The sequence below is a fragment of the Methanothermobacter crinale genome (assembly GCF_055397825.1).
In genome coordinates this window covers 838,988-864,095 of the sequence record NZ_AP042450.1, presented here as the reverse complement: position 1 = coordinate 864,095, position 25,108 = coordinate 838,988, and the positions used below count along the sequence as shown (strand labels likewise).

29 protein-coding genes are annotated in these 25,108 nt (G+C 40.9%); 17 read left to right on the top strand and 12 right to left on the bottom strand.

Features of this window, described 5'->3' with window-relative positions; all coding sequences use genetic code 11:
* The first annotated feature begins 1 nt into the window (after position 1).
* Positions 2-466: an aspartate carbamoyltransferase regulatory subunit gene (pyrI, locus tag ACZ5XX_RS05125; RefSeq protein WP_464583168.1), complete on the top strand. Its 465-nt coding sequence runs from the start codon at positions 2-4 to the stop codon at positions 464-466.
* Between the two features lie 46 nt (positions 467-512).
* Here the strand turns inward: pyrI and ACZ5XX_RS05120 are convergent, their stop codons facing one another.
* Genes ACZ5XX_RS05120 through ACZ5XX_RS05105 form a run of 4 tightly spaced genes read right to left on the bottom strand, consistent with a single transcriptional unit; the run spans position 513 to position 4,520 of the window.
* Positions 513-1,376: a hypothetical protein gene (locus tag ACZ5XX_RS05120; RefSeq protein WP_464583166.1), complete on the bottom strand. Its 864-nt coding sequence runs from the start codon at positions 1,374-1,376 to the stop codon at positions 513-515.
* 8 nt (positions 1,377-1,384) lie between these two features.
* Positions 1,385-2,575: a GMC family oxidoreductase N-terminal domain-containing protein gene (locus ACZ5XX_RS05115; protein ID WP_464583164.1), complete on the bottom strand. Its 1,191-nt coding sequence runs from the start codon at positions 2,573-2,575 to the stop codon at positions 1,385-1,387.
* A gap of 11 nt (positions 2,576-2,586) precedes the next feature.
* Positions 2,587-2,973: a 4Fe-4S binding protein gene (locus ACZ5XX_RS05110; RefSeq protein ID WP_464583162.1), complete on the bottom strand. Its 387-nt coding sequence runs from the start codon at positions 2,971-2,973 to the stop codon at positions 2,587-2,589.
* Positions 2,970-4,520 (bottom strand): homocysteine biosynthesis protein, encoded by a 1,551-nt coding sequence (locus tag ACZ5XX_RS05105; RefSeq protein ID WP_464583160.1) that lies wholly within the window; start codon positions 4,518-4,520, stop codon positions 2,970-2,972. The genes ACZ5XX_RS05110 and ACZ5XX_RS05105 overlap by 4 nt, the downstream gene beginning before the upstream one ends.
* Before the next feature lie 241 nt (positions 4,521-4,761).
* On the opposite strand from ACZ5XX_RS05105, the gene ACZ5XX_RS05100 reads away from it, so the two are divergent.
* The 4 genes from ACZ5XX_RS05100 to ACZ5XX_RS05085 are packed head-to-tail and all read left to right on the top strand — an operon-like array spanning position 4,762 to position 8,166.
* The gene (locus ACZ5XX_RS05100; RefSeq protein ID WP_464583158.1) at positions 4,762-6,138 is read left to right on the top strand and encodes a TldD/PmbA family protein; all 1,377 of its coding nucleotides are present in this window, start codon (positions 4,762-4,764) and stop codon (positions 6,136-6,138) included.
* A 7-nt stretch (positions 6,139-6,145) separates the two neighbouring features.
* The gene (locus ACZ5XX_RS05095) at positions 6,146-6,712 is read left to right on the top strand and encodes a TIGR00296 family protein (RefSeq protein ID WP_464583156.1); all 567 of its coding nucleotides are present in this window, start codon (positions 6,146-6,148) and stop codon (positions 6,710-6,712) included.
* A 10-nt stretch (positions 6,713-6,722) separates the two neighbouring features.
* Positions 6,723-7,757 (top strand): NOG1 family protein, encoded by a 1,035-nt coding sequence (locus ACZ5XX_RS05090; protein ID WP_464583154.1) that lies wholly within the window; start codon positions 6,723-6,725, stop codon positions 7,755-7,757.
* Positions 7,699-8,166, top strand: coding sequence for an Hsp20/alpha crystallin family protein (locus ACZ5XX_RS05085; protein WP_464583152.1), 468 nt, complete (start codon positions 7,699-7,701; stop codon positions 8,164-8,166). The genes ACZ5XX_RS05090 and ACZ5XX_RS05085 overlap by 59 nt, the downstream gene beginning before the upstream one ends.
* A gap of 134 nt (positions 8,167-8,300) precedes the next feature.
* On the opposite strand, the gene ACZ5XX_RS05080 is transcribed toward ACZ5XX_RS05085, so the two are convergent.
* Both ACZ5XX_RS05080 and ACZ5XX_RS05075 read right to left on the bottom strand, forming a co-directional pair.
* Positions 8,301-9,305: an SIS domain-containing protein gene (locus tag ACZ5XX_RS05080; RefSeq protein ID WP_464583150.1), complete on the bottom strand. Its 1,005-nt coding sequence runs from the start codon at positions 9,303-9,305 to the stop codon at positions 8,301-8,303.
* Positions 9,295-9,855 (bottom strand): thiamine-phosphate synthase family protein, encoded by a 561-nt coding sequence (locus ACZ5XX_RS05075; protein WP_464586243.1) that lies wholly within the window; start codon positions 9,853-9,855, stop codon positions 9,295-9,297. The genes ACZ5XX_RS05080 and ACZ5XX_RS05075 overlap by 11 nt, the downstream gene beginning before the upstream one ends.
* A 59-nt stretch (positions 9,856-9,914) precedes the next feature.
* On the opposite strand from ACZ5XX_RS05075, the gene ACZ5XX_RS05070 reads away from it, so the two are divergent.
* Positions 9,915-10,373, top strand: a complete 459-nt coding sequence (locus ACZ5XX_RS05070; protein WP_464586241.1) for a DUF2124 family protein — start codon at positions 9,915-9,917, stop codon at positions 10,371-10,373.
* 6 nt (positions 10,374-10,379) lie between these two features.
* Positions 10,380-11,048, top strand: a complete 669-nt coding sequence (locus tag ACZ5XX_RS05065) for a DUF447 domain-containing protein (RefSeq protein WP_464583148.1) — start codon at positions 10,380-10,382, stop codon at positions 11,046-11,048.
* Here ACZ5XX_RS05065 and ade read toward each other — a convergent pair.
* The 4 genes from ade to ACZ5XX_RS05045 are packed head-to-tail and all read right to left on the bottom strand — an operon-like array spanning position 11,005 to position 15,138.
* Positions 11,005-12,630, bottom strand: coding sequence for an adenine deaminase (gene ade, locus ACZ5XX_RS05060; RefSeq protein WP_464583146.1), 1,626 nt, complete (start codon positions 12,628-12,630; stop codon positions 11,005-11,007). The genes ACZ5XX_RS05065 and ade overlap by 44 nt on opposite strands.
* Positions 12,627-13,850, bottom strand: coding sequence for an ornithine cyclodeaminase, nickel-pincer nucleotide-dependent (locus ACZ5XX_RS05055; protein WP_464583144.1), 1,224 nt, complete (start codon positions 13,848-13,850; stop codon positions 12,627-12,629). The genes ade and ACZ5XX_RS05055 overlap by 4 nt, the downstream gene beginning before the upstream one ends.
* Positions 13,851-13,865: 15 nt before the next feature.
* Positions 13,866-14,747, bottom strand: a complete 882-nt coding sequence (speB, locus tag ACZ5XX_RS05050) for an agmatinase (RefSeq protein ID WP_464583142.1) — start codon at positions 14,745-14,747, stop codon at positions 13,866-13,868.
* A 1-nt stretch (position 14,748) separates the two neighbouring features.
* Complete coding sequence (locus tag ACZ5XX_RS05045) at positions 14,749-15,138, bottom strand: translation initiation factor IF-5A (protein WP_464583140.1); 390 nt, start codon at positions 15,136-15,138, stop codon at positions 14,749-14,751.
* A gap of 112 nt (positions 15,139-15,250) precedes the next feature.
* Here ACZ5XX_RS05045 and ACZ5XX_RS05040 point away from each other — a divergent pair, with 112 nt between their 5' ends.
* The 7 genes from ACZ5XX_RS05040 to ACZ5XX_RS05010 are packed head-to-tail and all read left to right on the top strand — an operon-like array spanning position 15,251 to position 21,205.
* Positions 15,251-15,691, top strand: coding sequence for a pyruvoyl-dependent arginine decarboxylase (locus tag ACZ5XX_RS05040; RefSeq protein ID WP_464583138.1), 441 nt, complete (start codon positions 15,251-15,253; stop codon positions 15,689-15,691).
* Between the two features lie 28 nt (positions 15,692-15,719).
* Positions 15,720-16,565, top strand: a complete 846-nt coding sequence (locus tag ACZ5XX_RS05035) for a bifunctional fructose-bisphosphatase/inositol-phosphate phosphatase (RefSeq protein WP_464583136.1) — start codon at positions 15,720-15,722, stop codon at positions 16,563-16,565.
* Positions 16,565-17,413 carry an NAD(+) kinase gene (locus ACZ5XX_RS05030; RefSeq protein ID WP_464583134.1) on the top strand — a complete coding sequence of 283 codons (849 nt, stop codon included), beginning with the start codon at positions 16,565-16,567 and terminating at the stop codon, positions 17,411-17,413. The genes ACZ5XX_RS05035 and ACZ5XX_RS05030 overlap by 1 nt, the downstream gene beginning before the upstream one ends.
* A gap of 12 nt (positions 17,414-17,425) precedes the next feature.
* On the top strand, positions 17,426-18,739 hold the full coding sequence (cfbE, locus tag ACZ5XX_RS05025; protein WP_464583132.1) for a coenzyme F430 synthase: 1,314 nt from the start codon (positions 17,426-17,428) through the stop codon (positions 18,737-18,739).
* A 28-nt stretch (positions 18,740-18,767) separates the two neighbouring features.
* Positions 18,768-19,637, top strand: a complete 870-nt coding sequence (gene hemC / locus ACZ5XX_RS05020; RefSeq protein WP_464583130.1) for a hydroxymethylbilane synthase — start codon at positions 18,768-18,770, stop codon at positions 19,635-19,637.
* Positions 19,634-20,590 (top strand): Gfo/Idh/MocA family oxidoreductase, encoded by a 957-nt coding sequence (locus tag ACZ5XX_RS05015; RefSeq protein ID WP_464583129.1) that lies wholly within the window; start codon positions 19,634-19,636, stop codon positions 20,588-20,590. Before hemC ends, ACZ5XX_RS05015 begins: the two co-directional genes overlap by 4 nt.
* A 9-nt stretch (positions 20,591-20,599) precedes the next feature.
* A complete protein-coding gene (locus ACZ5XX_RS05010) occupies positions 20,600-21,205 on the top strand; it encodes an orotate phosphoribosyltransferase-like protein (protein WP_464583128.1) in 606 nt (201 codons plus the stop codon).
* A 135-nt stretch (positions 21,206-21,340) separates the two neighbouring features.
* Here the strand turns inward: ACZ5XX_RS05010 and prf1 are convergent, their stop codons facing one another.
* Entirely contained in the window at positions 21,341-22,561 is a 1,221-nt protein-coding gene (gene prf1, locus ACZ5XX_RS05005) for a peptide chain release factor aRF-1 (RefSeq protein ID WP_464583126.1), read from the bottom strand.
* 109 nt (positions 22,562-22,670) lie between these two features.
* On the opposite strand from prf1, the gene pyrH reads away from it, so the two are divergent.
* A complete protein-coding gene (gene pyrH, locus ACZ5XX_RS05000) occupies positions 22,671-23,345 on the top strand; it encodes a UMP kinase (protein ID WP_464583124.1) in 675 nt (224 codons plus the stop codon).
* 20 nt (positions 23,346-23,365) lie between these two features.
* Positions 23,366-23,557, top strand: a complete 192-nt coding sequence (locus ACZ5XX_RS04995; RefSeq protein ID WP_464583123.1) for a DUF2116 family Zn-ribbon domain-containing protein — start codon at positions 23,366-23,368, stop codon at positions 23,555-23,557.
* On the opposite strand, the gene ACZ5XX_RS04990 is transcribed toward ACZ5XX_RS04995, so the two are convergent.
* On the bottom strand, positions 23,546-24,025 hold the full coding sequence (locus ACZ5XX_RS04990) for a DUF308 domain-containing protein (protein ID WP_464583122.1): 480 nt from the start codon (positions 24,023-24,025) through the stop codon (positions 23,546-23,548). The two genes, ACZ5XX_RS04995 and ACZ5XX_RS04990, sit on opposite strands and share 12 nt — an antisense overlap.
* 121 nt (positions 24,026-24,146) lie before the next feature.
* Here ACZ5XX_RS04990 and ACZ5XX_RS04985 point away from each other — a divergent pair, with 121 nt between their 5' ends.
* On the top strand, positions 24,147-25,103 hold the full coding sequence (locus tag ACZ5XX_RS04985) for a hypothetical protein (protein ID WP_464583120.1): 957 nt from the start codon (positions 24,147-24,149) through the stop codon (positions 25,101-25,103).
* The last annotated feature ends 5 nt before the right edge of the window (positions 25,104-25,108 follow it).

Sequence of the window (25,108 nt, the reverse complement as noted above, 5' to 3'; positions counted from 1 at the left end):
ATTGAGAAAACCCAAAGAACTTAAAGTTAAACCAATAAAAAATGGGACCGTTATAGACCATATAACCTCAAATAAGGCCTTGCACGTTTTGAAGATATTAGGTCTTCCAGATGGTAAAAGCAGGGTTACAGTAGCTATTAACATGGAATCTTCACGTTATGGCTCAAAGGATATTGTTAAAGTGGAAAACAGGGAACTGGAATCAAATGAAGTGGATCAGATAGCCCTCATAGCACCTAAAGCGACCATAAACATAATAAGAGATTATGAGATAGTGGAAAAATGGAAAGTACACCTCCTCGATGAAGTGCATGGGATACTAAAATGTCCTAATCCAAATTGTATAACTAATAAAAGGGAGCCAGTGGAGACACGATTTTATGTCATTAACAGAGAACCTGTGATTCTAAGATGTCATTTCTGTGAAAGGCTCATGGGCGAAGATGAAATCGAATCCCAATTCTAGATCGTCACATACCCTGGAAGTCTTTTTTCCATAAAACGATAAGATCTTACTGTATATGTAGACTAGGCGCTGAAATGGTATTCTTCCAAGACTTGTACTGGCATATTGGTGCGCGAGCATACTTGTCAATGAATGCAATAATCCTCCCGGCAACCTGCAGATACTCTGACTTATAAATCATCCCACTTTTATAGTTTCCAGATGATAGTATGGCACTGTCAACATTCCACACGCTTATCATGGTGGTGCTGCCACTGCTCATCGTGGCCTTACAGAACAAGTACAATACCTGGCCCATATTATAATACCGGTTGTTAACAGTGACATTGTCAGGCAGCCCCTTATAGGATTCATAATAGCTTTTTATGGTATTTGCGATTGTAATTACCTGTGGAACTGACAAAATAGTATCCTGTATAATATTATTGTATTGTAGGAATAGGACCATTTGCGTAAATGATCTGCCAACACTACCTTGGGCTACGCTTCCATGTGGGGATAAAACCTCACATGTAACACTAGGTATGCTTTTAAGGTTGCACACATCCTCGAGGGCTCCTGGATATTCTACCCCGGCTTTCTTATACACTATCAGCTTAGAGGGGCTGTTCTTACTTATATAAGATGCTATCTTGTAACTTTCATAGGTTGGTGTTCTTGAACAGAATACTGCATCAGTTCCTGGAGTTCCACCGGGTTGGGTTGAATGGAAATCTCCCAATGCTTGGATTAAACGTTCCTTGGCAATTTGCACTATCCTATTGGTTGGAGTCCCATTGTAATTGGCTATACTATTAGGGTTTTGACCGTTCCAGTAACGTGTTGATGTGATTTCTATATTGGCGGCTGATACCTGGGCCATGGAAAAGAATCCTAGGATGACCACCAATATTAAGAATTTTTTAAACATACAATATTTCACTCTTTTAGTATGTGTCTGGCGAGTTTGAGTGCGAGGGCCATGATTGTGAGGATTGGTGGGGCGCCTGGAGCCTTTGGGAGTACGCTTGCATCTGCAATATAAAGTCCCTTTATGCATGTTTCAAGGTTTTCATCAACTACCCTGCCTATTGGTGCGGTGCCCCCTGGATGGGCGCCCCTCGGATGTGTTGAAACTATGGTGGATGTTTCCACGCCAATATTTGAGAGTATGGAACCTGCAATGGCTGATCCCCTTGCAAGTAATCTTATATCATTTAGGGTGTTTTCCTTTATGATTCCATCCAGCCCAACTTTCCCCTTGTTCTCATCGGCGATTTTAACCATTAATCCTATGATATCCTTCTCCTTGTAACCTTCCCCTTTAAGTTCTTTCGAGATGAGTGTGGCGAAATGTGGTGCTAATATGAAATTTTCCATTTCGATTATGGCATTCATCTGCACTTCCTCATTGAATCGGATACCTTCTAGTATGCCCCCTATTGTTATGAAAGTGTCCATGAAGAACGTTTCCCCTGCATTTACACCAGATCTTAGGAGTAGTCTTGGGGTTCCAACCGCCCCCGCGGCGAGGACCACGATCTCATCATATAATGGCCCAGCAGAAGTTTTAACCCCCACTATCTTATTATCTTCTATTATGAGCTTTTTCACTTCGGTTTCAGGTATGAGTTCAGCACCCCATCTTGTAGCATCTTCTATGAATTCCCTGGCGGACCATTTAGCATTCCTAGGGCACCCGAAGGCGCATTTCCCACAAGGTTTACACTTTTTAGGGTTTATAAATTTTGGCATCTTCCTTATAGGTAAGCCAAGTGAATGCGCACTGTCTGTTATAAGTTTTGTCCCGTCACCTATATGTGTCCTTGGGAGGGGCTTTACTTTAAGTTCTTTTTCTATCTCGTCAAGTTCCTTTGTAATATTTATACCATAAGCTCTCAGATCATCTTCAAGGACTCTGACAGCGTTCCCAGCCGCTACGAGGGTGGAGCCGCCTACGCATGAAGTTTTAAGAAGGTCCACGCCTTGGGGTGGGGGGTCATAGCATTTAAACGCATGCTTGGAGGGTATGAGGGGTCCTTTTTCTATGATGGTGACTTCCGTGTTATTCTTTGCAAGTTCCCTTGCGATGGTGGCGCCACCAGCCCCTGAACCAACAACTATAACCATAAAACCACTTTTTATTCGAATAATATTATGGACTTTGTAGGGCAGGATTTGGCGCAGAAACCACAACCTATACAAATTTGGTCATCTATTTCCACTGTCCAGTCTTCTTCCACTTTAATGGCCTTAACCGGACAAAGTGATATGCATGCTCCACAGTCTATGCATTTATCTTTATCCTTTTTAACAACTCTTATTATGGGGTTTACCTCTATACCCTGCTCCTCTATAAATTTTATACTCTCTTTTTCCTCGGGGCCGCTTATCTCAACTAACATCTTACCCCCGCGGGGTGTTATATGTGCCCTTAGTATGTTGAATTCGATATCATATCTTTTTATCGCCTCTGAAATTATGGCCTTGCCTATGATGCTTGGAAGGAATCTTAGCCATGCCTTCATATGGATTCTCCCCCTCTACCCATCTTCTTCCCCACAAGCCTTGATATATCCTCTGCTGTTATAATACCTTTTACTTTGTTATTCGAATCAACGATTGGCAACCCTGAAATATCATATTTGTCTATTCTGCGGGCAACCACTTCTACGGGTTCGTCTTCCCTGGCGATTATAACCCTCCTAGTCATAACATCCCGTAGGCTGGTTTTACCCTTTGCAACTGCATCAGCTATATCCCATGATGTCACGATCCCTTGGAGTACTCCCTTTTCGTCAACAACAGGGATGTGATTAATATTGTTTTCAACAAGTTTTCTTGCAACATCTTTGATATTTTCATCAGGGCGTGTGACTATCACTGGCTTACTCTCCAATTCCCGCACTAGTATTGATGGTTTTCTGATTTCAAGGGGTCTTAGAGTATAACCCCTTGATGGTAATCTATAGATTGGTGATGTGAGTAGGAATTCGCTTTTTTCTATCAATTTTTTAAGTTCTTCTGCTATTATCCTAGCCTTTTTCAATGACGATAATGGTGAAGTTGGAACTTCCACACCCTCTATCTCGATTTTGCCGCTTTTAAGCTCTTTATAATTCGTTTCCTTGACTACTGGCCTTTCTCTGCGCGGCACGCCATAATCAACAATCTTACACGTGATCTCCTCGTCACTGATACCAGTAGATGCTGCTATATCCTCATCTAATATGGGTATGGGTATGCCAACTCCGACATAAAGGGTTGGACCATAATTTGGCATTGTAGCAGCCCTTAAAAATTCTGGGTTCATCTTTTTCATGTCACCTTTTAACATTAATGTACCTGCAGAGGTCGTGGGTACACCATGCTTTCTTTCAACTTCAGTCGAATGTTGTGTGCCTTCACCAACAATATAACCTTCTGTTCCGCATAGGAAGACCCTTGTACCGAAGCCTATGGTCTGGAAGTGGGGATCGTTTATAAGTGGGCTGAGCTCCCCTGCACTTGAATAGGTTACATTACCATAATTGGGTAAAAGTGTGCCCATATAAGTATATAGTGTTTCATCAGTGGAATTAACTGCAACAGCATAATTCTGATAACAGTTACGTGGATTAACCATTATAGCCTGGTTGAGCTTATCTAGGGTTATCAAAGTTTCAACATGTTTTAGTGGGTAACAGTCTGTCCCGTATGCCTCAGCCACCAACTCTACTTCCTCACCTTTTATAAGATCTTCTATGACATGCGCCCCACCATAATCCAATCCAATTTCTGGGTCTTTGTTAGGCTGCGCCGCGCCTATATATGCATCCACCGCCGCAAGACCCGAATAAAGTTCAACACCATTAATATAAGTTCTAGCCATCTTAATAGGAGGATCAGAATGGCCAAAATTTAAAAAAGCCCCTGATGAACACATAGCACCGAATGTACCAGTTGTTACAACATCCACTTCACGGGCCGCCTCTTCAGGCCCGTTTTCAGCTACTATCTCTGTCATTTCAGATGCTGTGACTACAACAGCATCCCCATTCTTGATCTTCTGATTTATCTCATCGATGGTCTTCAAAATATCACATCCCCCCAATGAAGATAGGGTTTATGTCTGTGTAATTATATAATTGATTCTATAAAAATTATCCACCTAACCCGCTAAAAGCAACTAGTCAAGTCCCCCCAATACAAAATAACAAAACTTCCAAGAATCCCTGTAGATGTCCACTTCCGGGATTTAAAGCCCCTAAAGGTTGTCGCATTATCCCAACTCCCCACCAGGAGAATAAAAGGGCATATAAAAGTAGGTTGATAAAATGGAGATTAGTGCCTTTGAAAAAACAATCAATTGGCTTGAAGAGAAAGCAGATTACGCTGATATAAAAATGGGAGAATCCACAAGCAATTCTCTTCTCATGAAGGATGGTAAAATACAGGAGATTAAAACTGGCCACGACACTGGTATACGTGTCAGGGTCCTTAATAGGGGTTCCTGGGGTCTAGCTTATACTTCTAACCCGTCCAAGATTGATAAAATAGCCAAAAAGGCCCTTAAATTATCCAAGAGAATGGGTGGGGAGGTTAAGATGACACCATATCCACCGATAGTTGACAGCATAGGCTCCGAGGCCAGAAAACCACCTTCTACCGTGCCAGTCGAGGATAAAAAAAGAACACTACTAGACATACACAAGGCAGCCTCCATAGACAAGATCATAAGTACCACCATAAATTATGTGGACACTGAGACAAAAACCCTCTTCTACAATTCTGAAGGATCAAATATAGAATCAGAAGAAGTGAGAGTAGCCCTATTCCTAAATACAGTAGCCTCTGATGGCTTGCAGATCCAAATGGGGCATGACAGTATAGGAGGATGCCACGGCTTCGAGATACTTGAAGGAGAAGACCTTGAAAGAATTGGTAGAGAAACCAGCGAAAAAGCTGTTAGGCTATTATCAGCCAAAACTCCGCCTTCAGGCAGATTCACCATCCTAACAGACCCTAAACTTACAGGAGTCCTTATACATGAAGCATTGGGACATGCAACAGAGGCGGACCTTGTACTCCAAGATGATTCGATACTCAAAGATGGCCTAGGTAAAAGGATAGGATCAAAGGATGTGAGAATAGTGGATGATCCTACCATGGACGCCTTTGGACATTATCATTATGATGCAGAGGGTGTGAAAGCATCACCCACAATCCTCGTGGAGGATGGTATCCTAAAATCTTATCTAACCTCCAGGGAGACAGCCAAAAAATTAGGCCTTGAACCAACGGGTAACGCCCGTTCAATGATAAGTGAAAACCCCATTGTAAGGATGAGCAACACCTACCTAGAACCTGGGGATTGGAATTTTGATGAGATGATCGAAGGCATTAAATATGGGATGTACCTTAAGGGTTCGCGGGGAGGGCAAGTGGACACGGGAAAGGGCATATTTCAGTTCAATGCAGCTGAATCATTCCTAATAGAAGATGGTGAAATAAAAGAACCCCTCAGGGACGTTTCCCTATCAGGGGATATCACAGAGACACTTAAAAGAGTCGATGCCATAGGATCAGATTTCAAAATGAATATCGGATTCTGTGGTAAAGCAGGGCAAACAGTACCTGTAGGTGATGGAGGACCCCATCTACGAGTCAAGGAAGTTATGGTGGGCGGGAGCGGACAAAAAAATTACAGGTGACAATAAAATGCTTTCAAAAGAGGATGGCAGACTACTTATAAAAACTGCCAGAAAAGCCATAAAAACATGCCTAGAAAAGGGTAAAATAATAGATCCTCCAATGGTCCCATCCCACTTAAAGGAAAAGATGGGAGTTTTCGTAACATTAAATAAAAATGGAGATCTTAGAGGATGTATAGGGTTCCCAGAGCCGATAAAACCCTTAATAGAGGGTGTTATAGAAGCTGCGGTAGCATCAGCAACATCTGATCCAAGGTTCCACCCAGTAACAGTAGATGAACTCGACAAAATTCAAATAGAAGTGAGCGTCCTCACAAAACCAGAACTCATAAAAGTGAAAGATCCCCGAGAATACCCCAAGAGGATAAAAGTGGGAGTGGACGGGCTCATCATAGAAAAAGGACCCTACAAGGGACTATTATTACCTCAGGTTGCGGTTGAGTGGGGTTTTGACGAGGAAGAATTCCTCTGCAACACATGCCTAAAAGCAGGCCTTCCACCAGATTGTTGGTATGACCAAGAAACAAAAGTCTACAAGTTCCAAGCCCAAATATTCCAAGAAAAAAAGGACTAAGTGAAGGATCATGAGACTGCCACCAATCCCAACAAGTGAAGAACTCCTAAACAAGGCATTTAGTAGGGCTAGGAAAGCCGCTTCAGCCGCTCGCACATCAAGAATACCAAGTCAAAAAAAAGCCAAGACAATAGAGATCATAAGGATCCAAACAGCTTGTAACATCATCAAGGACAAATTAAAATTGATAATAGAACGCACACCAGACATTGAAAGCTTGCCAGAATTTTACCAAGATTATGTTGACGTGACAGTAGGAATAGACCCTTTGAAAAAATCATTAGGCGCTATTAACTGGGCTGCTGGCATAATCAGCCAACTTGAAAGGGAATACAGAAGGCGTATTAGGAAATCGAGGCCCTCATTAGCATCATCCATCAGGAGAGAAGCATATGGCAGAATATCATCTGTTATAAAAAAAATCGGGGATGATTTAGATTTCCTGGATTTTACAAGGAACAAGTTAAAGAACATGCCCACAGTAGATTTCGACGCCTTCACCGTAGTTATCGCAGGATTCCCAAATGTTGGAAAATCAACAATACTGCGAAGATTAACAGGTGCCAAGCCAAAGGTTGCAGAGTACCCCTTCACCACAAAGGGGATTCAGATAGGCTACCTTCAAATGAGATGGAACAAAATCCAGGTCATAGATACTCCAGGACTTTTAGATCGTCCAATCGATGAAATGAACAACATAGAACTAAAGGCCATGGTCGCCCTGGAAAATTTGGCTGACATCATATTATTCATCTTTGACGCTTCTGAAACTTGCGGTTATCCCATGGAGAGTCAATATAATCTCTTCAAGGACTTGAAGAATATATTCAAGATACCATTCATCTGTGTGTTTAACAAGATGGACCTCATAGAAAATATTAAGTATATCAAAAAATATACTATAAGGGTTGAAGATCCTATACTAATCTCCGCATTAGAAGATGAAGGAGTCCCTAGATTAATAAAAAGATTGGAGGGTTTTCTCCATGAGAAAAAAACTAGAAAAACCATTCGGCATGCTGGAAAAAAGAAGATTAATGGCTGAGAAGATGATAGAAGACATGATAAAGAGTATGAGAGAAATGCAAAAGGAATTCGAAAAGAGAATATCAGAGTATACAGAGGCTCTACCAGAGAAACCAAGCCTTGACCTTATAGAAACCGATGAAAAACTGATTATAAAAACGGATCTTCCAGGGGTTAAAAAGGAGGATATAAACATAGAATTAACAGAGGATAGCATCACTATAACAGCAGATTTCAAAGAAGAAATAGAAGTGGAAAAAGGCAATTACGTGAAAAAAGAGCGCAGATATGGTGAAGCAAGAAGAGAATTGAGATTACCAGCTAAGATAAAAGTGGACGAGGCTAAGGCAACATTCGAGGATGGTGTTCTGACAGTAGAACTCCCAAAGGTAGAAGTTAAAAAGAAACAAACCCTCAAAGTAGAATAAAACTTGCAAAAATTTTCCATTCAGGGAAGGTATATTTCAAGTCCACTGGGACAGGATGGTATGAACTTGCCAATGGGAGGATAAGGCCTCACTGAGGAGCCCCCATCCACCAGGGTGGGGGCAGTTCACAGACTTTAGTATCTTACTTTCCCTATATGTCTTGTGCTTCCCGGATCCTTGTTATTATAAGCTGCAAGATAATATATGAACCATTCAAGTGGTATGATTAATATGAAAGGTGATAATAGCCTGTTAAGGTTACTGTAGTCTTTCATTGAAAAGATTATATTCTTTGCATTGATTTTCTCGCAGAATTCGATGGATTTCCTCGTCAGAACATCACCCGGAAGATCAGCCTCTAAAAAGACTACTGGAACACCCTCTTCAACTTTTTCAATTAACCCGTGTCTAAATTCTCCTGAATAAAGTGGACAGGCGTGTTTAAGCGCTCCTTCCATGAACATTGTCATTGCAAGTTTATAGGCAAGACCATAATTCGGACCGCTACCCATACAATAGAATATATCATCATCCTTAAACTCAAACGCAAGGAGCCTGTTCTCCTCTTCTGTCTCAGTTATGAGCTTATCAGTGACGCTCGGCAACTTCTTAAGGTCCTTTAGTATATTTTTTGAAATTTCATCATCATAGACTCCAAAGAGGATGTAATACAAGCATAGTAGTTGGTTTATATATGTTTTTGTCGCTACTATCGCATTCTCCCGCTTACAATGGGTTAATATTGTATCATCCGATTCCCTGGCCATGGTACTGGCGGGTTCATTAGTTATTGTTATACTTTTGAGGTTATATTTTCTAGCTTTCCGCAATGCTGCAAGGGTATCTGCTGTTTCACCAGATTGTGAAGTTAATATGATAAAAGAATCCTTATCTTGGATTTTTTTATGATAAAGGAACTCATAACCTGTGAATATATTTATATCCATATCATAATAAATGTTGATGGCGTCACGTACAGAGTAGCATGTTGAAAGGGAGCTCCCGCATCCTATAAGGTATATTTTATCATATTCCCTTAGTTTATCGGAGATTTCATCCATATGAGACTTTTCCCTTTTTAATGTTTCCCTTAATGATTGTGGTTGTTGAATGATTTCATGATACATCTCATACTTCATATTCATCCCCTATTTTTATGGCTATTCTAGCAGCTTCAACTGCATCGGCTGCTAAAAGTACTATCATGGGCTCTTTTCCCCAATCCCCCTTATGGTATATTACATCAGGTACCCTGCCTATCCTTTTAACAGCGACTTTAACACCCCATGGTATGGTCGCCCCTTCTTTTTCTTTGATCGCCCTTGGCTCTTTTCTCCTATCATAATATGAGACTTTAAGACCCATCCTTTCACAGATTTCTATAATGGCCTTATCATATTTTATGTTAATCCCACTCCTCAATGTGGGATCATATTTTCTTATCTCTAATATAAGACGTGCTAGATGTGAAGAAGCACCATATTCAGGTTCTCTGCATGCGAAAACTTCCCTCTTATGGACTGTGATCCTCCCTGGGATTCCTGCCACGTCATTAATTGTCCTGGCATTTTCTTTCGCCATCACTATATTCGTTCTCACTTCTGGGATGAGCCTATAAAATCCCCCTGAAGAGGTGATCATCTCAAGGGCTTCTTTTAAATTTTCAATCTCTAATTTGATACGATCCACCTCCAATAGTATTTTATATAAATTATAATCATATAAATTGCGATGGGAGGTTGGTTATAATGGAGAAGGTTAAAGAGTTTAAGGGTATAAAAGGCAATTTAACAGCTTTCCGTGAGGAAGTTGCGGATGTTGAGACAATTGGGTATGCTGGCGTCCCAGGTGTCTGCACCCCATTCGCAGAACTTTTCGCATACGCTGCAAGGGACAAAAAGAGCATTTTCATCCCAAACACGGACTTTGAAAAGGCCAGAGAACTTGTATTAACTGAGTATGGTGTTGAACTAGGAGATGTAAACCCTTATAAAGTGGACGCCCTCATACTCTTAGGAGGCCTTTCAATGCCAAAGATAGGCGCCAAGATTGAAGATGTTAAAAAACTGATAAAAGAATCCTTAAAAGATGGTGGGAAAGTTATTGGCGTCTGTTTCATGGACATGTTCAGAAAAGCGGGCTGGTATGAAAAAATCGACTTTGATTGTGTTATCAATGCTGACATCGAAGGATTCGTGGTAAAATAATGTGGGGTGGAAGATATAGGAGATTACGAGGAAGTGAAAAGCCTCAAATCCCTTAAAATGGAGAAGGGCTTATTATATGAGACTATAGTTACAACTTTAAATGGTGAAGGTGAAGGTAACGCAGCACCTATTGGTGTGATATGTAAAAGTCCAAAGGAAGTAATATTATACCTTTATGAGGGAAGCCACACCCTCTCAAATATACTAGCTACTGGTAATTTCACAGTTAATATTACAGATGATCCCATCCTGTTCACAGAGGCCACCCTAGGAGACCTCGAAAGTGACTATTTCATACCATACTCTGAATATTTGATTTTGAAGGGTGCTTCATCATTTTTCACAGCAACCATGAAAAAGGTGAAGAGCATTAAAAGAAGGGACCGATACGGGGAATCTAGATTATTCATTATAACAGCAGATGTTAAAAGGATATGCAAGGGTAAAAATTTCAAAGAACCATTAAACAGAAGCATATACGCGATTATAGAATCCTTGATAAATTATACTCGTATAAATCGCGTTGAAAATAAGGGGGATATCATAGATCGTATATTAGAAATGAAGAGGGTGGTTGATAAGGTAGGAGGATCCAGGGAGAAAATGGCCATGAAAATGATAATAGATTCTCTCAGGACAAAATTGGATCAACAAAGCAACGCTCTTCAACGTTAAATAGTCCTTTGTCGCTTAAACGCAACCGCGGGATTACAAGGAGTGACAAGAAGGACATTGTCATGAAAGGATTGGACAAGCTTGATCCCATATCTGCCACAAAATCGTTAAGTTGTCTAGCTTTACATGCAAGAATATTCACCCTTTCATGGGACATGAGACCAGCAACTGGCAATTTAAGATGCATATATTCATCAGGGGCTACCGCGACAAGCCCACCAACCCCTTTAAGGACATCAACAGCCTCCATCATATAATCGGTGGAGGTGCCGACAACTATTAGATTATGAGAATCATGGGCAACCGTAGATGCTAGGGCACCCTCCTGTATGCCGAAACCTTTAACAAAACCGTTTCCTATGTTCCCATGGCCGTATCTGTCTATGACTGATGCCTTCAGTATGTCATCTTCTGGGAGTGGTTGTATTATCCCATCTATGATGGGGAGTTCCCGTGCAGATTCTGAAGTTATAATCTGCCCATCAAACACGTTGATGATCCTTACTCGCGCCTTGTTGCCAGAGGCTTGGATCTCCAACCTAGATGGTTCAAGGTCTTTTATCCTGATTTTCCCTTGGGGTGGTGTTCTCTCTTCCCCCCTGATTCTGAATAATCTCTTACCATCCTTTGCAACGAGTCTGCCGTCGATAAATACTTTCTTGACTGTGAAATTTTTCAGGTTATCTACTAATACTATATCGGCACTCCTCCCAGGGGCTATTGCACCAAAATCTAGTGAGTAATGGTCCGCAGGGTTTATTGTGACCATTCTAACAGCTTCCACTTCATCTATACCATATTCCACGGCTTTCCTGAGGATAGCGTTCATATGGCCTTCAATGAGATCCCCAGGTTCAATATCATCAGACACTAGGAAATCCCCTCCTATGCTTGCAAGTTCCTGAAGGTTCTTCGCGGATGAACCTTCCCTTATCATGACCTTCATTCCCAGTTCCTTCTTTTCCCGAGCTTCTTCAGCGTATACGGACTCATGATCAGTTGATATACCCTTCTCCACATACTTGCAAAGATCATCCCCCGATAGGAGTGGGGCATGTCCATCTATAGGCTTGCACGCCTCCCTCGCGACTTCTATCTTCTTGATGACCTCTGGGTCCTCTGATATGACACCTGGAAAATCCATCATCTCCCCCAAGGCCACTATGTCATCCCTCTCAAGAAGGGTTCTTATTTCATTGATTCCTATCTTTGCACCTGCTGTTTCGAATTCTGTTGCGGGTACACATGATGGTGCTGTGAAAAAGAATTTCAAGGGGACCCTCTTTGAATCCTCTATCATGAAATCGATCCCTTCAAGACCCATTACATTGGCTATTTCATGGGGGTCGCTTATCACTGCGGTGGTCCCATGGGGTATGGTGGCTTCTGCAAAAGATGATGGTGTCATCAGCGAACTTTCAATGTGTGTATGTGAATCTATGAAACCTGGAAGTAGGATCCCATCGAAATCCGCTTTTATTTTTCTCACAATCTTGATTATACCATCTTCTATGATTATCTCAGCAGGGTATATATCCCCTGTGAAAACATTTAATATGTTCCCTCTTAGCAATATTATCACTTGTTCTTTTTGATTTCATCCCATAGGATGGGTAGGAACGCCCCCACATCTGTTACAACACCCACGACTTGGGAACTGCCACGATCAGCAAGTTTTGTCACTGTTGCAGGGTTTATATCTACGCATATGCTTTTAACATGAGATGGTAGAAGGTTTCCCACGGCTATTGAATGTAGCATTGTAGCTATCATCAGCACTATGTCAACTTCCCTAATGTAGCGTCGCATTTCATTTTGGGCCTCCACGACATCCGTTATAACATCGGGGAGTGGTCCATCATCCCTTATAGATCCGGCTAATACAAATGGGATGTTATTCTTGACGCATTCATACATTATACCCTTTTTCAATACATCCTTCTCGACTGCTGCCTTTATGGAACCAGCCTTGTTAATCTCATTTATAGCATAAATATGGTGGTGGTGGCCTCTGCTTACTGATTCACCTGTTTTGACGCAGACGCCCAAGGATGTACCATAGAGGGCGTTTTCGATATCATGTGTTGCGAGGGCATTACCCGCGAATAGTACATCAACAAAACCCTCACGTATCATCTCGGCAACTATGGGAGCGGATCCTGTGTGCACGACAGCTGGCCCTGCTACAAGGGCGATTTTACCACCATTATCCTTTACTCTTATGATCTCTGATGCTATTCTCTTGATGGTAGTGATGAGGGGTTTTTCGGATGATACGGCGCTCCCCATAAATTCAAAGATTCCCTTTTTCCCGCGGGGCCTCTCTGGGGGGGATACTCTTATACCTTCTCTTCCAACGACTACTAGGTCCCCCTTTTTTATTTCCCCTATTGGTTTACATCTTGCAGTTTTTGTCTTGGGGTCTACCACTATCATACAATCCATTTCAATGTCCTGGACTTCCCTCCATTCCCCTTCATAGAAGATGAAAGTGGGGTGGTTTGTTGTAGAGTAAAAACCATCAGGTAACACCTTATCTTTTTCAGCTGCTCGGAGTTCCACTTCTTTTATCTCTGCTATTGATGCGCCTATCTCGCTTAATTCATCAAGTATTTCGTTTAAATGGGATGGTGTATCAGCCGATACGAGTATCCTAGCATAACTTGGATCCGTCTTCCTTTTACCGATCTCAAATTCAAGTATCTTGAAATCTCCACCCATATCCATTATCACATCCAAGGCCTTTGGGAGGATTAAGCTATCAATTATATGACCTGAAAGTTCAACTTCTCTAGTGTTCATGTGTGAGTGCACCTCTTATGATTTTAGGGACAATAGATCATGGAGAATCTTAGCAGCGTTGAGCCCGGTCTGATCACCTTTCACCGGGGATGTGACCTCCACAATGTCAACGCCTATTATATCTTTTCTGCTTATAATTTCAATGAACTTTTCCATATGGAATGGTGTGAGTCCACATGGGGTGGGGTTACCTACCATGGGGGCATATGAGGGGTCGAGGACGTCCATGTCAACTGTTACATATACCGGGCCCTTAATATCTTTAAGTTTACTAGTCACCTCTTCTATATCCTCATGGATCATCTGCGAAGTGTAATATTCAATTTCATGTTCCATGACAAATTCTATTTCCTCTCTGGATGCAGATCTGACACCTACCATGATTATGCTCTGAGGTTCGAGCTCATATACCCGCCTCATTACTGTTGCATGTGAGAATCTTCCATCATAATGATCCCTCATGTCCATGTGTGCGTCAAAATGGATAATAAGAGGGTTGTGCTTGGATTGGAGGACTTTTACAATGGGGTAGGTTATCGTATGCTCTCCTCCAAGTATTAAAGGTTTAAGCTCATAGGATAGTAGGCTAGTTAATGTGTCTATTATCCTCTTTGATGTTTCCTTAAAGTCTCCTGCCACGACCCTAACATCACCCAAATCAAAAATGGGCACTTTAAGCTCCCTATTAAATGTTAGATTATACCTTTCAAAATTATAGGATGCTTCTCTAATTGATGATGGGCCGAATCTAGCCCCTGGCATATAAGTTGCTGTGGAGTCAAAGGGGATGCCCAGCATGCCAAAAGCATCCCCACTTCTCGGGGATGATAGGAATTCTTTAAGGGATTCTCTCCTTGAAAAAGCAAATTTTGAAGAATCCTCCAAGTATAGGAACATATCATTTAACTCTCATAAGTTTATTTTTACCCATTGTGGTAATGTACTCCACCTCACTCCCTTCAACAAGTTTATCCTTCAAATCCTCGGGGATGGGAGTCTCAAACGTTTCATAGGTTTCAAGATCCATTAATTGGACATCATCACCCATAATAGCTAATACTTGGGCTGTTCTTTTATCAATTATGGGTATCTCTATCTTAGCGTCAACAGGTTTCACTATGCTCCTCTTCTGATTGTCGAATATGCCTATCGCCTCGATACGGGCCTTGGCAGAGCCATGTTTTCCCGGTGATGACGTTGATATGTTCATGATCTTTGATGGTTCGTCATCTATGATAACATATTTTCCGACCTTCAAATTTTTGACTTCCACTACCTTCTTTGACATCATCTATACCTCCCAATAAGATAAAACTGATAAAGGATTTTTTTATATTATTAGTGTTACCAACCATTATATAAAACCTACCACTACCCCACATTTCAGGTTAGTGATGAATATGAAGGTTTCAATTACATCAGGAAAGAGTGAAGGGCCTACCAGGTTAAACGCCTTTGATAACGCTCTTATAGATGCTGGGATAGGCGATGTGAACCTTATAAAAGTTTCAAGTATAATTCCTGCTAATGCACAGATAGTTAGATTACCACCCCTTGAGACAGGCTCAACAGTTAATTGCGTACTCTCACATAGAATCTCCAATAACAGGGGAGATCTTATATCAGCTGTCATAGCAGTCGCATTATCTGATAATATGGGGTGCGTGGCTGAGAATGGTGGAATAAACAAGGATCCTAAGATTATAAGGGAAGATGCTATTTTCATGGTTGAATATATGATGAGAAAGAGGGGTGAAAAAATAAAGAACTTAATAGTGGAAGAAATAAACCATAAAGTCAAGGAATGTGGTGCTGTGGTAGCGGCGCTAGTATACCTATAATGAGGAATCATTTTTAGGTGTTGTGGGAATGAAAAAATCTGACATTTATTATTGGAGGAGTATAGCGATCAAAATGGCTGAACAAGTGCAAAAGGCCATAGCACCCCTCGTGGGTAAAGAAGAAGCCAGTGAAATAATAAAAATGGGTGCTGATGGGACGCCAACAAAACTAATAGACCTTGTAGCTGAAGATGAAACCATAAATGTGCTGGAGAATACAGGGAGACCGGTTACATTAATCAGTGAAGAGATAGGATACCTTAAAATAGGTGAAGAAGAGGACTCGGAGCCCCAGATAATATTCGTCGTGGACCCCCTCGATGGGACCACAAACGCCATCAAAAACATACCATTCTATGGCATATCCATTGCAATTGCAGAATACCATTCCAGTAATGTTCTACCATCGTTAAATGATGTGAAGATGGGTTTTGTTAAAAATTTTGCCACCGATGACATTTACGAGGCCCTAAGGGGACATGGAGCACGCTTAAATAATAAAAAAATAAAGCCATCTAAACAAAAATCCCTTGAAGAATCCTCAATGGGCGCCTTCATCTACGGTACCAAATTTCCCAAAGTCGATAATATATGTCGTATTATCCGTAGGATGAGAATACTAGGCTCAGTGGCATTAGAACTTTCATATGTTGCCAATGGCGCATATGACGCATTCATGGATCTGCGAGGAAATCTTAGAGTAGTTGACATAGCCGCTTCAAAGTTAATAGTTGAAGAAGCTGGGGGTATAGTCACCACCGAAAAAGGGGATCCTCTAAACGGCCTCTTAAATGTTAAAGAGCGTACTTCACTCATAGCAGCTGGGAACAAACAATTACATCATGAGATAATGAAAGCATTGGAGGTTATCTAATGCGTATGGGTGTGGTGGCACGCCTCGACATGCCTATGGCTATTAAATTAGCAAGGAATGTCATTGAATTCTTAATAGAAAATGGTGTTGAAGTCTCCATTGACACATCACTAGCAGACAAAGTCCCAGAATTCAAAGACCTGGCAAGGGATCTAAAGGAAATGGACGTTGACATCATCTTAACCATTGGAGGGGATGGGACAATACTACGCACCCAAAGTTTCATAGAGGGAAAGAAAATACCATTACTTGGAGTGAATATGGGTACAGTCGGATTTTTAACAGAAATCGACCCCAAAAATGTATTCCAAGAACTCAAGGAAGTTCTGCAAGGAAATTATATAATAGAGGAGCGAACACAATTAGACGTCTACCATCATGGTAAATTACCATCAGCACTCAATGAAGTTGTTATGATGACAAGAGAACCTGCGAAAATGTTACACATCCAAATATTAGTCGATGACGAGGTTGTTGAGGAATTAAGGGCTGATGGGATAATAGTAGCAACACCAAGCGGTTCCACAGCATACTCCATGTCGGCTGGAGGTCCTATAGTCGACCCAAGAGTAGAAGCATTCATAATAGTCCCAATATGCCCCTTCAAATTAAGCGCAAGGCCACTAGTAGTGTCTGATGAAAGCGAAATCAGGATAAAATTATTAAAAAAGGGTAAAAAGGCCATAGCAGTGGTTGATGGGCAATTCAAAGAAGAGATAAATTATATGGAAGAACTAATTTTTCAAAAATCTAAAAACAAAGCCTACTTCGTGAGGTTGACTAAAAACTTCTACAAGAAGGTTAGAGAAAAGTTAATCGAGGGGGGTATAACACCCAGCAAAGAATAAGGTCGTATAATAATGGAAGCGCTTGTAGTAGATCTTACCCACGGCGGCATCACAATAGCACTCGCACTTAAAAAACACTTTAAAAAAGTATTCGCATGGGACATCTACAATACCCTCAACCAAAAAAGTAAAAAAATCCTCACAAAAAAAGGAATAAAGCTCGTCAAAAAAATCCCAAAATCAGATAATCTGAAAATAATAGCACCCATACACTGCCCCCTCAATTTAAAAGTCGACTACACACACCATGAAATAGTGAAATTCCTCCTATCAAAGGATGAAAAACTCTCCAAAACCCCGATAATAGAAGTTACAGGAGTTAAAGGCAAAACAAGCGTAGTATGGATGCTTAAAGAGATCCTGCGAGAAAAAAATCCCCTAACACTCAGCAGCCTAGGAGTCTTCTTATCCGAAAAAAAACTTAAAGAGAACATAAGCATAACACCAGCAAGCATCATAGAAGCAGTGAAACTCGCCAACGGCCTAGATTACCAAGTATGCATATTCGAATCATCCCTAGGAGGGACAGGCCTCGCAGACGTGGGAATACTGACCAACATAGTAGAAGACTACCCCATCCAAGGAGGAAAAGAAAAGGCAAGCCAAGCCAAAGCCCAAATATTCAAGAGTAAAATAACATGCTGTGAACACACAGCCTATAAAAAATACTACAGTCTATTCAAAAACGTGAACACATTCTCCATAGCAGAAAAAGATGCCAACATCCACGCCACAAACATAGATTATGGCCTTGAAAAAACCCGCCTAAAGGTACATGTAAAAGGCCTTAAAACAATAACAGGCAAAGAATATAATATTAAATTCCCAGTTGAAAGTTTCGCCCCGGGTCCACACTACCTCCTAAACCTACTGGCAGCAATATCAGGTGCACTAACCCTTGATATCAATATAAAACAGATACAGGAAGGTCTCAGAAACTTTAAAGGTGTCAGGGGTAGAAGTTCCAGACGCAACCTTGATGAAAAGATAATAATAGAAGAGATAAACCCTGGTATAAATGCAGAGGCCATAAAATACACACTAAAGATGGCTGAAAATTTCAACACCCCCATTATAATATTAGGGGGAGATTATGGGATTACCTGCGAAGAAATAGATGAGAATAAAACCGCCAATATACTTGAAAACTCCACTGGGGAGATTATATTAACAGGAGAACTAGGCAAGAACATCCAAAAAAAACTCCAAAAGAAAATCCCCCATATTGAAAATAGAGAAGATGCCATGAAATATGCGCTTTCAACCGCCAAAAAACATATAATATTAATTTATCGTTCAGAATATTCTAAACTCAGAGAAAGATAACCCCCAAAAAATGGGAGGGATCATCACCTTGAGGGTAGGGACAAGAGGAAGTCGCCTCGCATTAAAACAAACAGAAGATATAATAGGCAAACTTTCAAGGATAAGCCCAACTAAAATAGAAAAAGTCATAGTGAAAACAAGCGGTGACAAAATAAAAGATTCACAATTATATAAAATTGACAGAAAAGGCATATTCACAAGGGAACTAGATATTGCCGTGTTAGAAGAAAGGGTGGATTTTGCAGTCCACAGCCTAAAGGATGTCCCAACAGAAATAGATGAAAACCTAACAATAGCAGCAGTACCAAAAAGAGGATCGCCCCACGAAGTACTAGTATCAAGACTAGACTGGGATGAACTACCAGCCAATTCAAGAATAGGTACCAGCAGCCTCAGAAGAGAAGCCTTCTGCAAACACTATAAAAAAGAATTCAAACTAGAACCCCTACGTGGGAACATAGACACAAGGATAAGAAAAGTCATGAAAGGAGAAATAGACGCGACTATAATGGCAGAAGCCGGACTAAAACGCCTAGGACTAGAAGAGAATATCAAGAGGAGATTCCCACTCAAATACATAACACCACCCGCTGGCCAAGGAGCCCTAGCAGTTATAACAAGAAAAGACAATCCCCACCTCAACCTAATAAGCAAACTAAACCATTATAGGTCACTGCAAGAAGTTAAAGCAGAAAAAAGTGTCTTGAAAGAACTAGGGGTCGGTTGCCAGTGGCCCCTTGGTGTGATAGCCCGAACACGAAATAAAAAACTATGCTTATATGCTATCCTTTTATCAAGAGAAGGTGATATATTATCGCAGGTAACATTAGAGGGTCCCATCAACAAAGCCCAAGAGTTGGGTGAAAAAGTCGCGAATGAAATGGAGGACTACATTTGAGAAAAGTAAATGTAGGAGTAATCGGTGTAGGGGCGATGGGTTACAATCATGCGAGAGTTTACCACCGCCTCAAAACAGCCAATCTCATAGCAGTAGCAGATATAATGGAAGAAACATTACAAAAAGCCTCAAAAAAGTATAATGCTCGCGGTTACCTAGATTATGAGAACCTCTTAAGAATACCAGATATAGAAGCCGTGAGCATCTGCGTGCCAACAACACACCACTACCAGGTGGCCATGGATGCAATTGAACACGGAAAACACGTACTTGTCGAAAAACCTATCGCATTCACCTTAAAAGAAGCAGAGGATATGGTTAAAAGCGCGCGGAAAAAAGGAGTGAAACTCGCCACAGGACACGTTGAAAGATTCAACCCAGCTGTGAAAAAAGCAAAAGAACTTATAGAAAATGATGTTATCGGTGACGTGGTATCAGCATCGGCAAAAAGGGTTGGACCATTCCCGCCAAGGATAAAGGACGTTGGCGTGACAATAGATCTTGCAATCCATGACCTAGATGTGATGCACTATTTATTCAGCGAACCGGTAACTGAAATATATGCAACAATGGGTAGCATACTCGAAAAATGCAAATTCGAGGACCATGCAGAGATCATGGCAAAATTTGAAAGTGGCATAACAGGCATGCTAGAAGTTAACTGGTTAACCCCATATAAAAGGAGAAAACTAGCCATCACAGGCACTGATGGAATAATCAACATAGATTACATAGACCAAAGTATAGATCTTTATGGTAAGTTCGCCCAGGACGTGCAAATAAAGCATGAAGAACCATTAAAAAATGAGATAAAATCATTCCTCATGTCAATCATAAATGACGAAGAACCTGAAATAACAGGAGAAGATGGGATATACGCTCTTAGAACAGCCCTTGCAGCTATAAAATCCGCAAGGGAACATCGCCCCATAACATTAAACGGGGACCTATAGGTGTGTGAAATGACGGAAAAACTCATAAAAAAAGCCCAAGAACTCCGAAAAAGGGGGTTCACCACAGGGGAAATCGCAGATGAATTAAACGTTTCAAAAGACACTGCAAGATGGTTAACACTCCAAACGAGTGTGAAATCTATAAAAAAAGCTCCATTAGATTTTGCCATAGACTGGGAGAGCCTTGGCGGGAGCTCCACTCGGATGAGACACGTTTCAGCCGCCATGGCAGATCTTGCATTAGAATATGGGGAAATAGATGTGGTGGTTGGAATAGCGATCAGCGGCATCCCCTTCGCCACCCTCATGGCTGATGAAATAGTTTCAAAATTGAAAAAAGACATATCACTGGCAGTTTTCCATCCGATAAAACATAGGAAAGGTAAAGATGCTAAGGGTGCTATAAGCAGCAACTTCGCAAAGGTTAAAAATAAGAGAGTGCTCATAGTAGATGACGTGATAACAAGTGGCAAAACAATAAAAGAAGCTGTAACAGTATTAAAAGGTCAGAAGGCAGTCCCAGTCGTGGTAACGGTACTCATAGACAAAAAAGGCATTTCAGAGATTGATGGAGTCCCTGTCACATCACTTATAAAAGTTAAAAGACTTGGCTAAATATACAATCAAACCCGACCGCACCCTCCCATGGGGTGGGGGGAACTCCAATAGACAATCCACCCAGTGAAGTCTAGTATCAGCAGATAAAGGATAAGCCCTTATATTCCCAGTGGGTGGGGGTTCTCCTCAAGTTTATGGTCTGTATCTTAAGATCGCCCCCATACCACCAAAGGCTTTTAAAAGTTGGATTCCCTCTTCTGTCTCAGTTGATATTATCTCCACTTCAGAGCCAACTGTTTCGGCAATTTCCACAAGATCATCAATAAGATCCTTGGAATCGACTATTTTCATCTGATCATTACACTTGGGACATTCTCTTGGTTCTTCCCTTTTTATTGTTAGATCCATTTTATAGTTGCAGGATGGACACTGATAAGTGGCTCTCTTTGCCCTCAGATCCTCTGATAACAAAAGTACTTCCACAGCCCCCATTTGGAGATAATTTCTCACTTCCTCTTCTCCATAGGCTGCCAGTCCATCCTCATTTATGAGTTCAGAAAGGAACCTCTGGACTAATTTTTTCTCCCTCATCACATCAATTTCTGTTAAAACATCCATTGATTTGTCTATAACTTCTCTTATACCAAATTCGCCAGTATAGGATGTGTCAACCGTTGTTATGATCTTTTTCTTAACCTCATGGTGCAAGTAATCTCCTTTTACAAAATCCTCCTTAGTATGCCCTGGACCCCCAATGATAATCCCTTTAAGGTCGGGGATTGACAAGAAGGCCTCGTTCATATGATCTCCTATTCTTTTAAGGAATTCGTGAGCTGCTAGTTCTATCAGTCGGTCGAATCTCCGCTGGGACTGGCCTCCGGCCTTGTGCTTCCCTGGAACGCCACTTGTAAGTGTTTTCAAGATTTCAACTCGTTTACCTTTTAAGAGTGCTATTGTAGCCTCTTTACGGTCAAGAACGGCTAAACCATAAATTTCCTTCTCTTCTAACATCTCCTTTAAGGGTTCAAGGTAAAATTCAGAATTACAATGATATATATAAGTTTTTATAGGTTCTGGTGGCTCGAAAACATATGTCTCCATCTTTTCAGTGCCAGGTCCTCCACGGGGTATCATACCAACGAACATTACAAGACCGTTCTCTGGTGGGCGGGGGAACAACTTCAAACGTTGCATTATAACTTCTATAGCTGACTGAACATTTTTCCTAGTCTGTTTACTTTTAATATTAGCACTTTGACTTAACTCTTCCCTCATATGCCTAGTCACGTCACTTATCTGCCTATCGGGGGGTATATACACTGATACGAGTTCAGTGCCCCTACCTTTCTTCTCTGCAAGCTCCTCCAAAGTCCTTCGAAATTCATAAAGTTTCTTTGATGATACCTTACCCAAAAAGATCACTCCTTCCTAAAAAATTTTACCTATAATTAAGTTATGCACAACAAATAATATTAATCTAGTAGAAATCCTTTGTATAAAAATTTACGGTGGGGAGACCTTTATGAAGATGGTGATTACAATAGGCGGATCTGTTATAATGGAAAATTTCAATCCAAAAATCTTCAAGGAATATGCTAAGATCTTAACAACCCTACAGGACGATAACAAAATATTCATAGTCATAGGTGGGGGTGAACCCGCAAGAGATTATATAAGATTGGCAAGAGGACTCGGCGCTAACGAGGCCCAATGTGACAATATTGGGATAGAAGTCACACGCCTCAATGCAAAGATGCTTATAATAGCCCTTGGGGAAAGAGCCCACCCAATGGTACCCCACAACTTTAATGAAGCACTTGAATATTCTACAACAGGGAAAATTCTCGTTATGGGTGGGACAGAACCCGCCCACAGTACAGATGCCGTCGGCGCTCTACTCGCCGAACTTGTAGATGCCGACATACTTATCAATTTAACCTCTGTGGATGGATTCTATGATAAAGACCCTCACAAGCACCCCGATGCCCGCTTCTATAAAGAGATAACAGTTACTGAAATGCTCAACCTTTTCAAGGATAAAGATTGGAAAGCAGGGACTTATGAGTTCCTCGACTTAACAGCAATCCATATTATAAAAAGATCAAATATCAAATGTATAATAACAAATGGTAAAGATCCTATGAACCTTATAAGAGCACTAAAGGGTGAGGTTGGCACGAAAATAATCCCAGAATAGATAGGAAAATGGAGGATCGAATGATGGTAGAACCGCATAAACATTGCCCAGTTTGTGGGAACCCCATACCATTAGATGAGAGAACATGCTCAAAGAAATGTGCAGAAGTTCTTTTAAAAAACCAGCAAAGGGTCATGAGAACACGGCTCATATTCTATATTGTACTGATAATATTCATCGTAGTCTGGTTGTTCGTAGTATTAAGAAAATAGGATTATAAGACCATAAATAAGCAGGATCAAGCCTATAATCACCCCTATGAATATGGGGTTGAAGACTAGGATACCCACAACAAAATAGATTAACCCAACAAGGATGCCCATAACCCCAAGAGTCCTTGTAACATACACATCCCATGCAGAGAAAACAACTATAAAACCTGCTATGATGAAAAGCAAACCTGTAACATATAACCAGAAACCTGCAAAGGCGATTATGAGGATTATCTGGAATGCTAACATAGCCCCTACAAAGATTAACAAGACCGCGAAGATGAACCACAAAAGAGAAAGTCTCCTATAATATCTTTCCTTTAACGCGTTTAAAACCATCCAAACTCCGATCAAAGCCAAAATTACACCAGAGAACATGCTAATGGCCTTCACACCCCCCACAGGGGATATGAGGAAGATAATACCTAGGATAACGGATATTATACCTGCCAATTTCTTGGATACCATCTAATCCACCAGGTTATTTATATTTCCCCGATGATTCATAAACTTTATCCTTCCCATCACACAAGTCCTATAAGGAAGTACTCTTTGTCACCCTCCAAACCAAGTAGATGAGAGTGTTAATATGAACCGCTTGACAATCACAGGCATCATATTCATGATAATAGGAATTATCTTACTTATAAGTGACATAATAGACCCTATCATAACCTCGTTTACTCACATATTCCTCATGGGGTCCTCAGAGGGAAAAGACATCATATTCTTCCTCTTGATGGGTAGCATGTTAATCCTAAGCCCCTATATTAGGAATGGGAAGGACAAAAATTTTTATCTTCTCATCACAATAATATTAGCCATCTCAACTTACCTCATAATAATCATGGCAGAATTTCTAATAAGGATTAAAATGGGCATGAACCCATATACAACATTCGTAACATTTAACCCGGCAGCTACAACGAGCATTACACACAGTCACCTCCCCAAGGCATCCCTAAGCTCCCTCACAAATATAATAGCCCCCACCCACATACATACCGCATCCTCCCTCAGAGAGTATACCCCACCATTTCTCCTCCCTTGGCTTCTTATAACCTTACCCCTCATTTACGTTCTTGGCCTTCTCTCCTTGGGAGACCGCCGAAACTTCCATAAAGTAATACTTATATTCGCGATAACCACAACCATGATAGGTATGATAGATGGTGGTCTTTTCTCCACACCAGCAATGGTAGGCCTTTCAGGCATGCTAGGTATGAGGGCTTTAAAAGTCCCATTCTCCCCAAAGAACCTTATAAACCCTTCTATAATCATAGCATCACTTATAATCCTGAGAATAATAATAGGTTTAATGTTATCGACACCAGAATACTATGAAGTAACCTTGCTGCAACCAAAAGAAAATATAAACCTAGAAAGCTTTAAAGTACTTTCAAGTGAAAGATTAGATGATAAAATGATAATAAGATTGTCACCAGACTACAACGAAATCAAGTTAATAAACGGGCTCACAACCACCCTCAATGGTAAATGTAAAGGTTTCTTCATCACATGGAACTTCTACTCCTTCTTCAGGTGATGTGG

What these genes read in the sequence shown, in the direction of transcription:
- ACZ5XX_RS05010 (WP_464583128.1), top strand. Translation starts at nt 20,600, where the DNA reads ATGACGGAAAAACTCATAAAAAAAGCCCAAGAACTCCGAAAAAGGGGG.
- ACZ5XX_RS05055 (WP_464583144.1), bottom strand. Translation starts at nt 13,850, where the DNA reads ATGAACACTAGAGAAGTTGAACTTTCAGGTCATATAATTGATAGCTTA.
- ACZ5XX_RS05085 (WP_464583152.1), top strand. Translation starts at nt 7,699, where the DNA reads ATGAGAAAAAAACTAGAAAAACCATTCGGCATGCTGGAAAAAAGAAGA.
- pyrH (WP_464583124.1), top strand. Translation starts at nt 22,671, where the DNA reads ATGAAGATGGTGATTACAATAGGCGGATCTGTTATAATGGAAAATTTC.
- ACZ5XX_RS05120 (WP_464583166.1), bottom strand. Translation starts at nt 1,376, where the DNA reads ATGTTTAAAAAATTCTTAATATTGGTGGTCATCCTAGGATTCTTTTCC.
- speB (WP_464583142.1), bottom strand. Translation starts at nt 14,747, where the DNA reads ATGTTCCTATACTTGGAGGATTCTTCAAAATTTGCTTTTTCAAGGAGA.
- ACZ5XX_RS05090 (WP_464583154.1), top strand. Translation starts at nt 6,723, where the DNA reads ATGAGACTGCCACCAATCCCAACAAGTGAAGAACTCCTAAACAAGGCA.
- ACZ5XX_RS05030 (WP_464583134.1), top strand. Translation starts at nt 16,565, where the DNA reads ATGCGTATGGGTGTGGTGGCACGCCTCGACATGCCTATGGCTATTAAA.
- ACZ5XX_RS05080 (WP_464583150.1), bottom strand. Translation starts at nt 9,305, where the DNA reads ATGAAGTATGAGATGTATCATGAAATCATTCAACAACCACAATCATTA.
- ACZ5XX_RS04985 (WP_464583120.1), top strand. Translation starts at nt 24,147, where the DNA reads ATGAACCGCTTGACAATCACAGGCATCATATTCATGATAATAGGAATT.
- ACZ5XX_RS05040 (WP_464583138.1), top strand. Translation starts at nt 15,251, where the DNA reads ATGAAGGTTTCAATTACATCAGGAAAGAGTGAAGGGCCTACCAGGTTA.
- ACZ5XX_RS05110 (WP_464583162.1), bottom strand. Translation starts at nt 2,973, where the DNA reads ATGAAGGCATGGCTAAGATTCCTTCCAAGCATCATAGGCAAGGCCATA.
- ACZ5XX_RS05095 (WP_464583156.1), top strand. Translation starts at nt 6,146, where the DNA reads ATGCTTTCAAAAGAGGATGGCAGACTACTTATAAAAACTGCCAGAAAA.
- ACZ5XX_RS05115 (WP_464583164.1), bottom strand. Translation starts at nt 2,575, where the DNA reads ATGGTTATAGTTGTTGGTTCAGGGGCTGGTGGCGCCACCATCGCAAGG.
- ACZ5XX_RS05070 (WP_464586241.1), top strand. Translation starts at nt 9,915, where the DNA reads ATGGAGAAGGTTAAAGAGTTTAAGGGTATAAAAGGCAATTTAACAGCT.
- ACZ5XX_RS05045 (WP_464583140.1), bottom strand. Translation starts at nt 15,138, where the DNA reads ATGTCAAAGAAGGTAGTGGAAGTCAAAAATTTGAAGGTCGGAAAATAT.
- ACZ5XX_RS04990 (WP_464583122.1), bottom strand. Translation starts at nt 24,025, where the DNA reads ATGGTATCCAAGAAATTGGCAGGTATAATATCCGTTATCCTAGGTATT.
- ACZ5XX_RS05100 (WP_464583158.1), top strand. Translation starts at nt 4,762, where the DNA reads ATGGAGATTAGTGCCTTTGAAAAAACAATCAATTGGCTTGAAGAGAAA.
- cfbE (WP_464583132.1), top strand. Translation starts at nt 17,426, where the DNA reads ATGGAAGCGCTTGTAGTAGATCTTACCCACGGCGGCATCACAATAGCA.
- ACZ5XX_RS04995 (WP_464583123.1), top strand. Translation starts at nt 23,366, where the DNA reads ATGATGGTAGAACCGCATAAACATTGCCCAGTTTGTGGGAACCCCATA.
- ACZ5XX_RS05035 (WP_464583136.1), top strand. Translation starts at nt 15,720, where the DNA reads ATGAAAAAATCTGACATTTATTATTGGAGGAGTATAGCGATCAAAATG.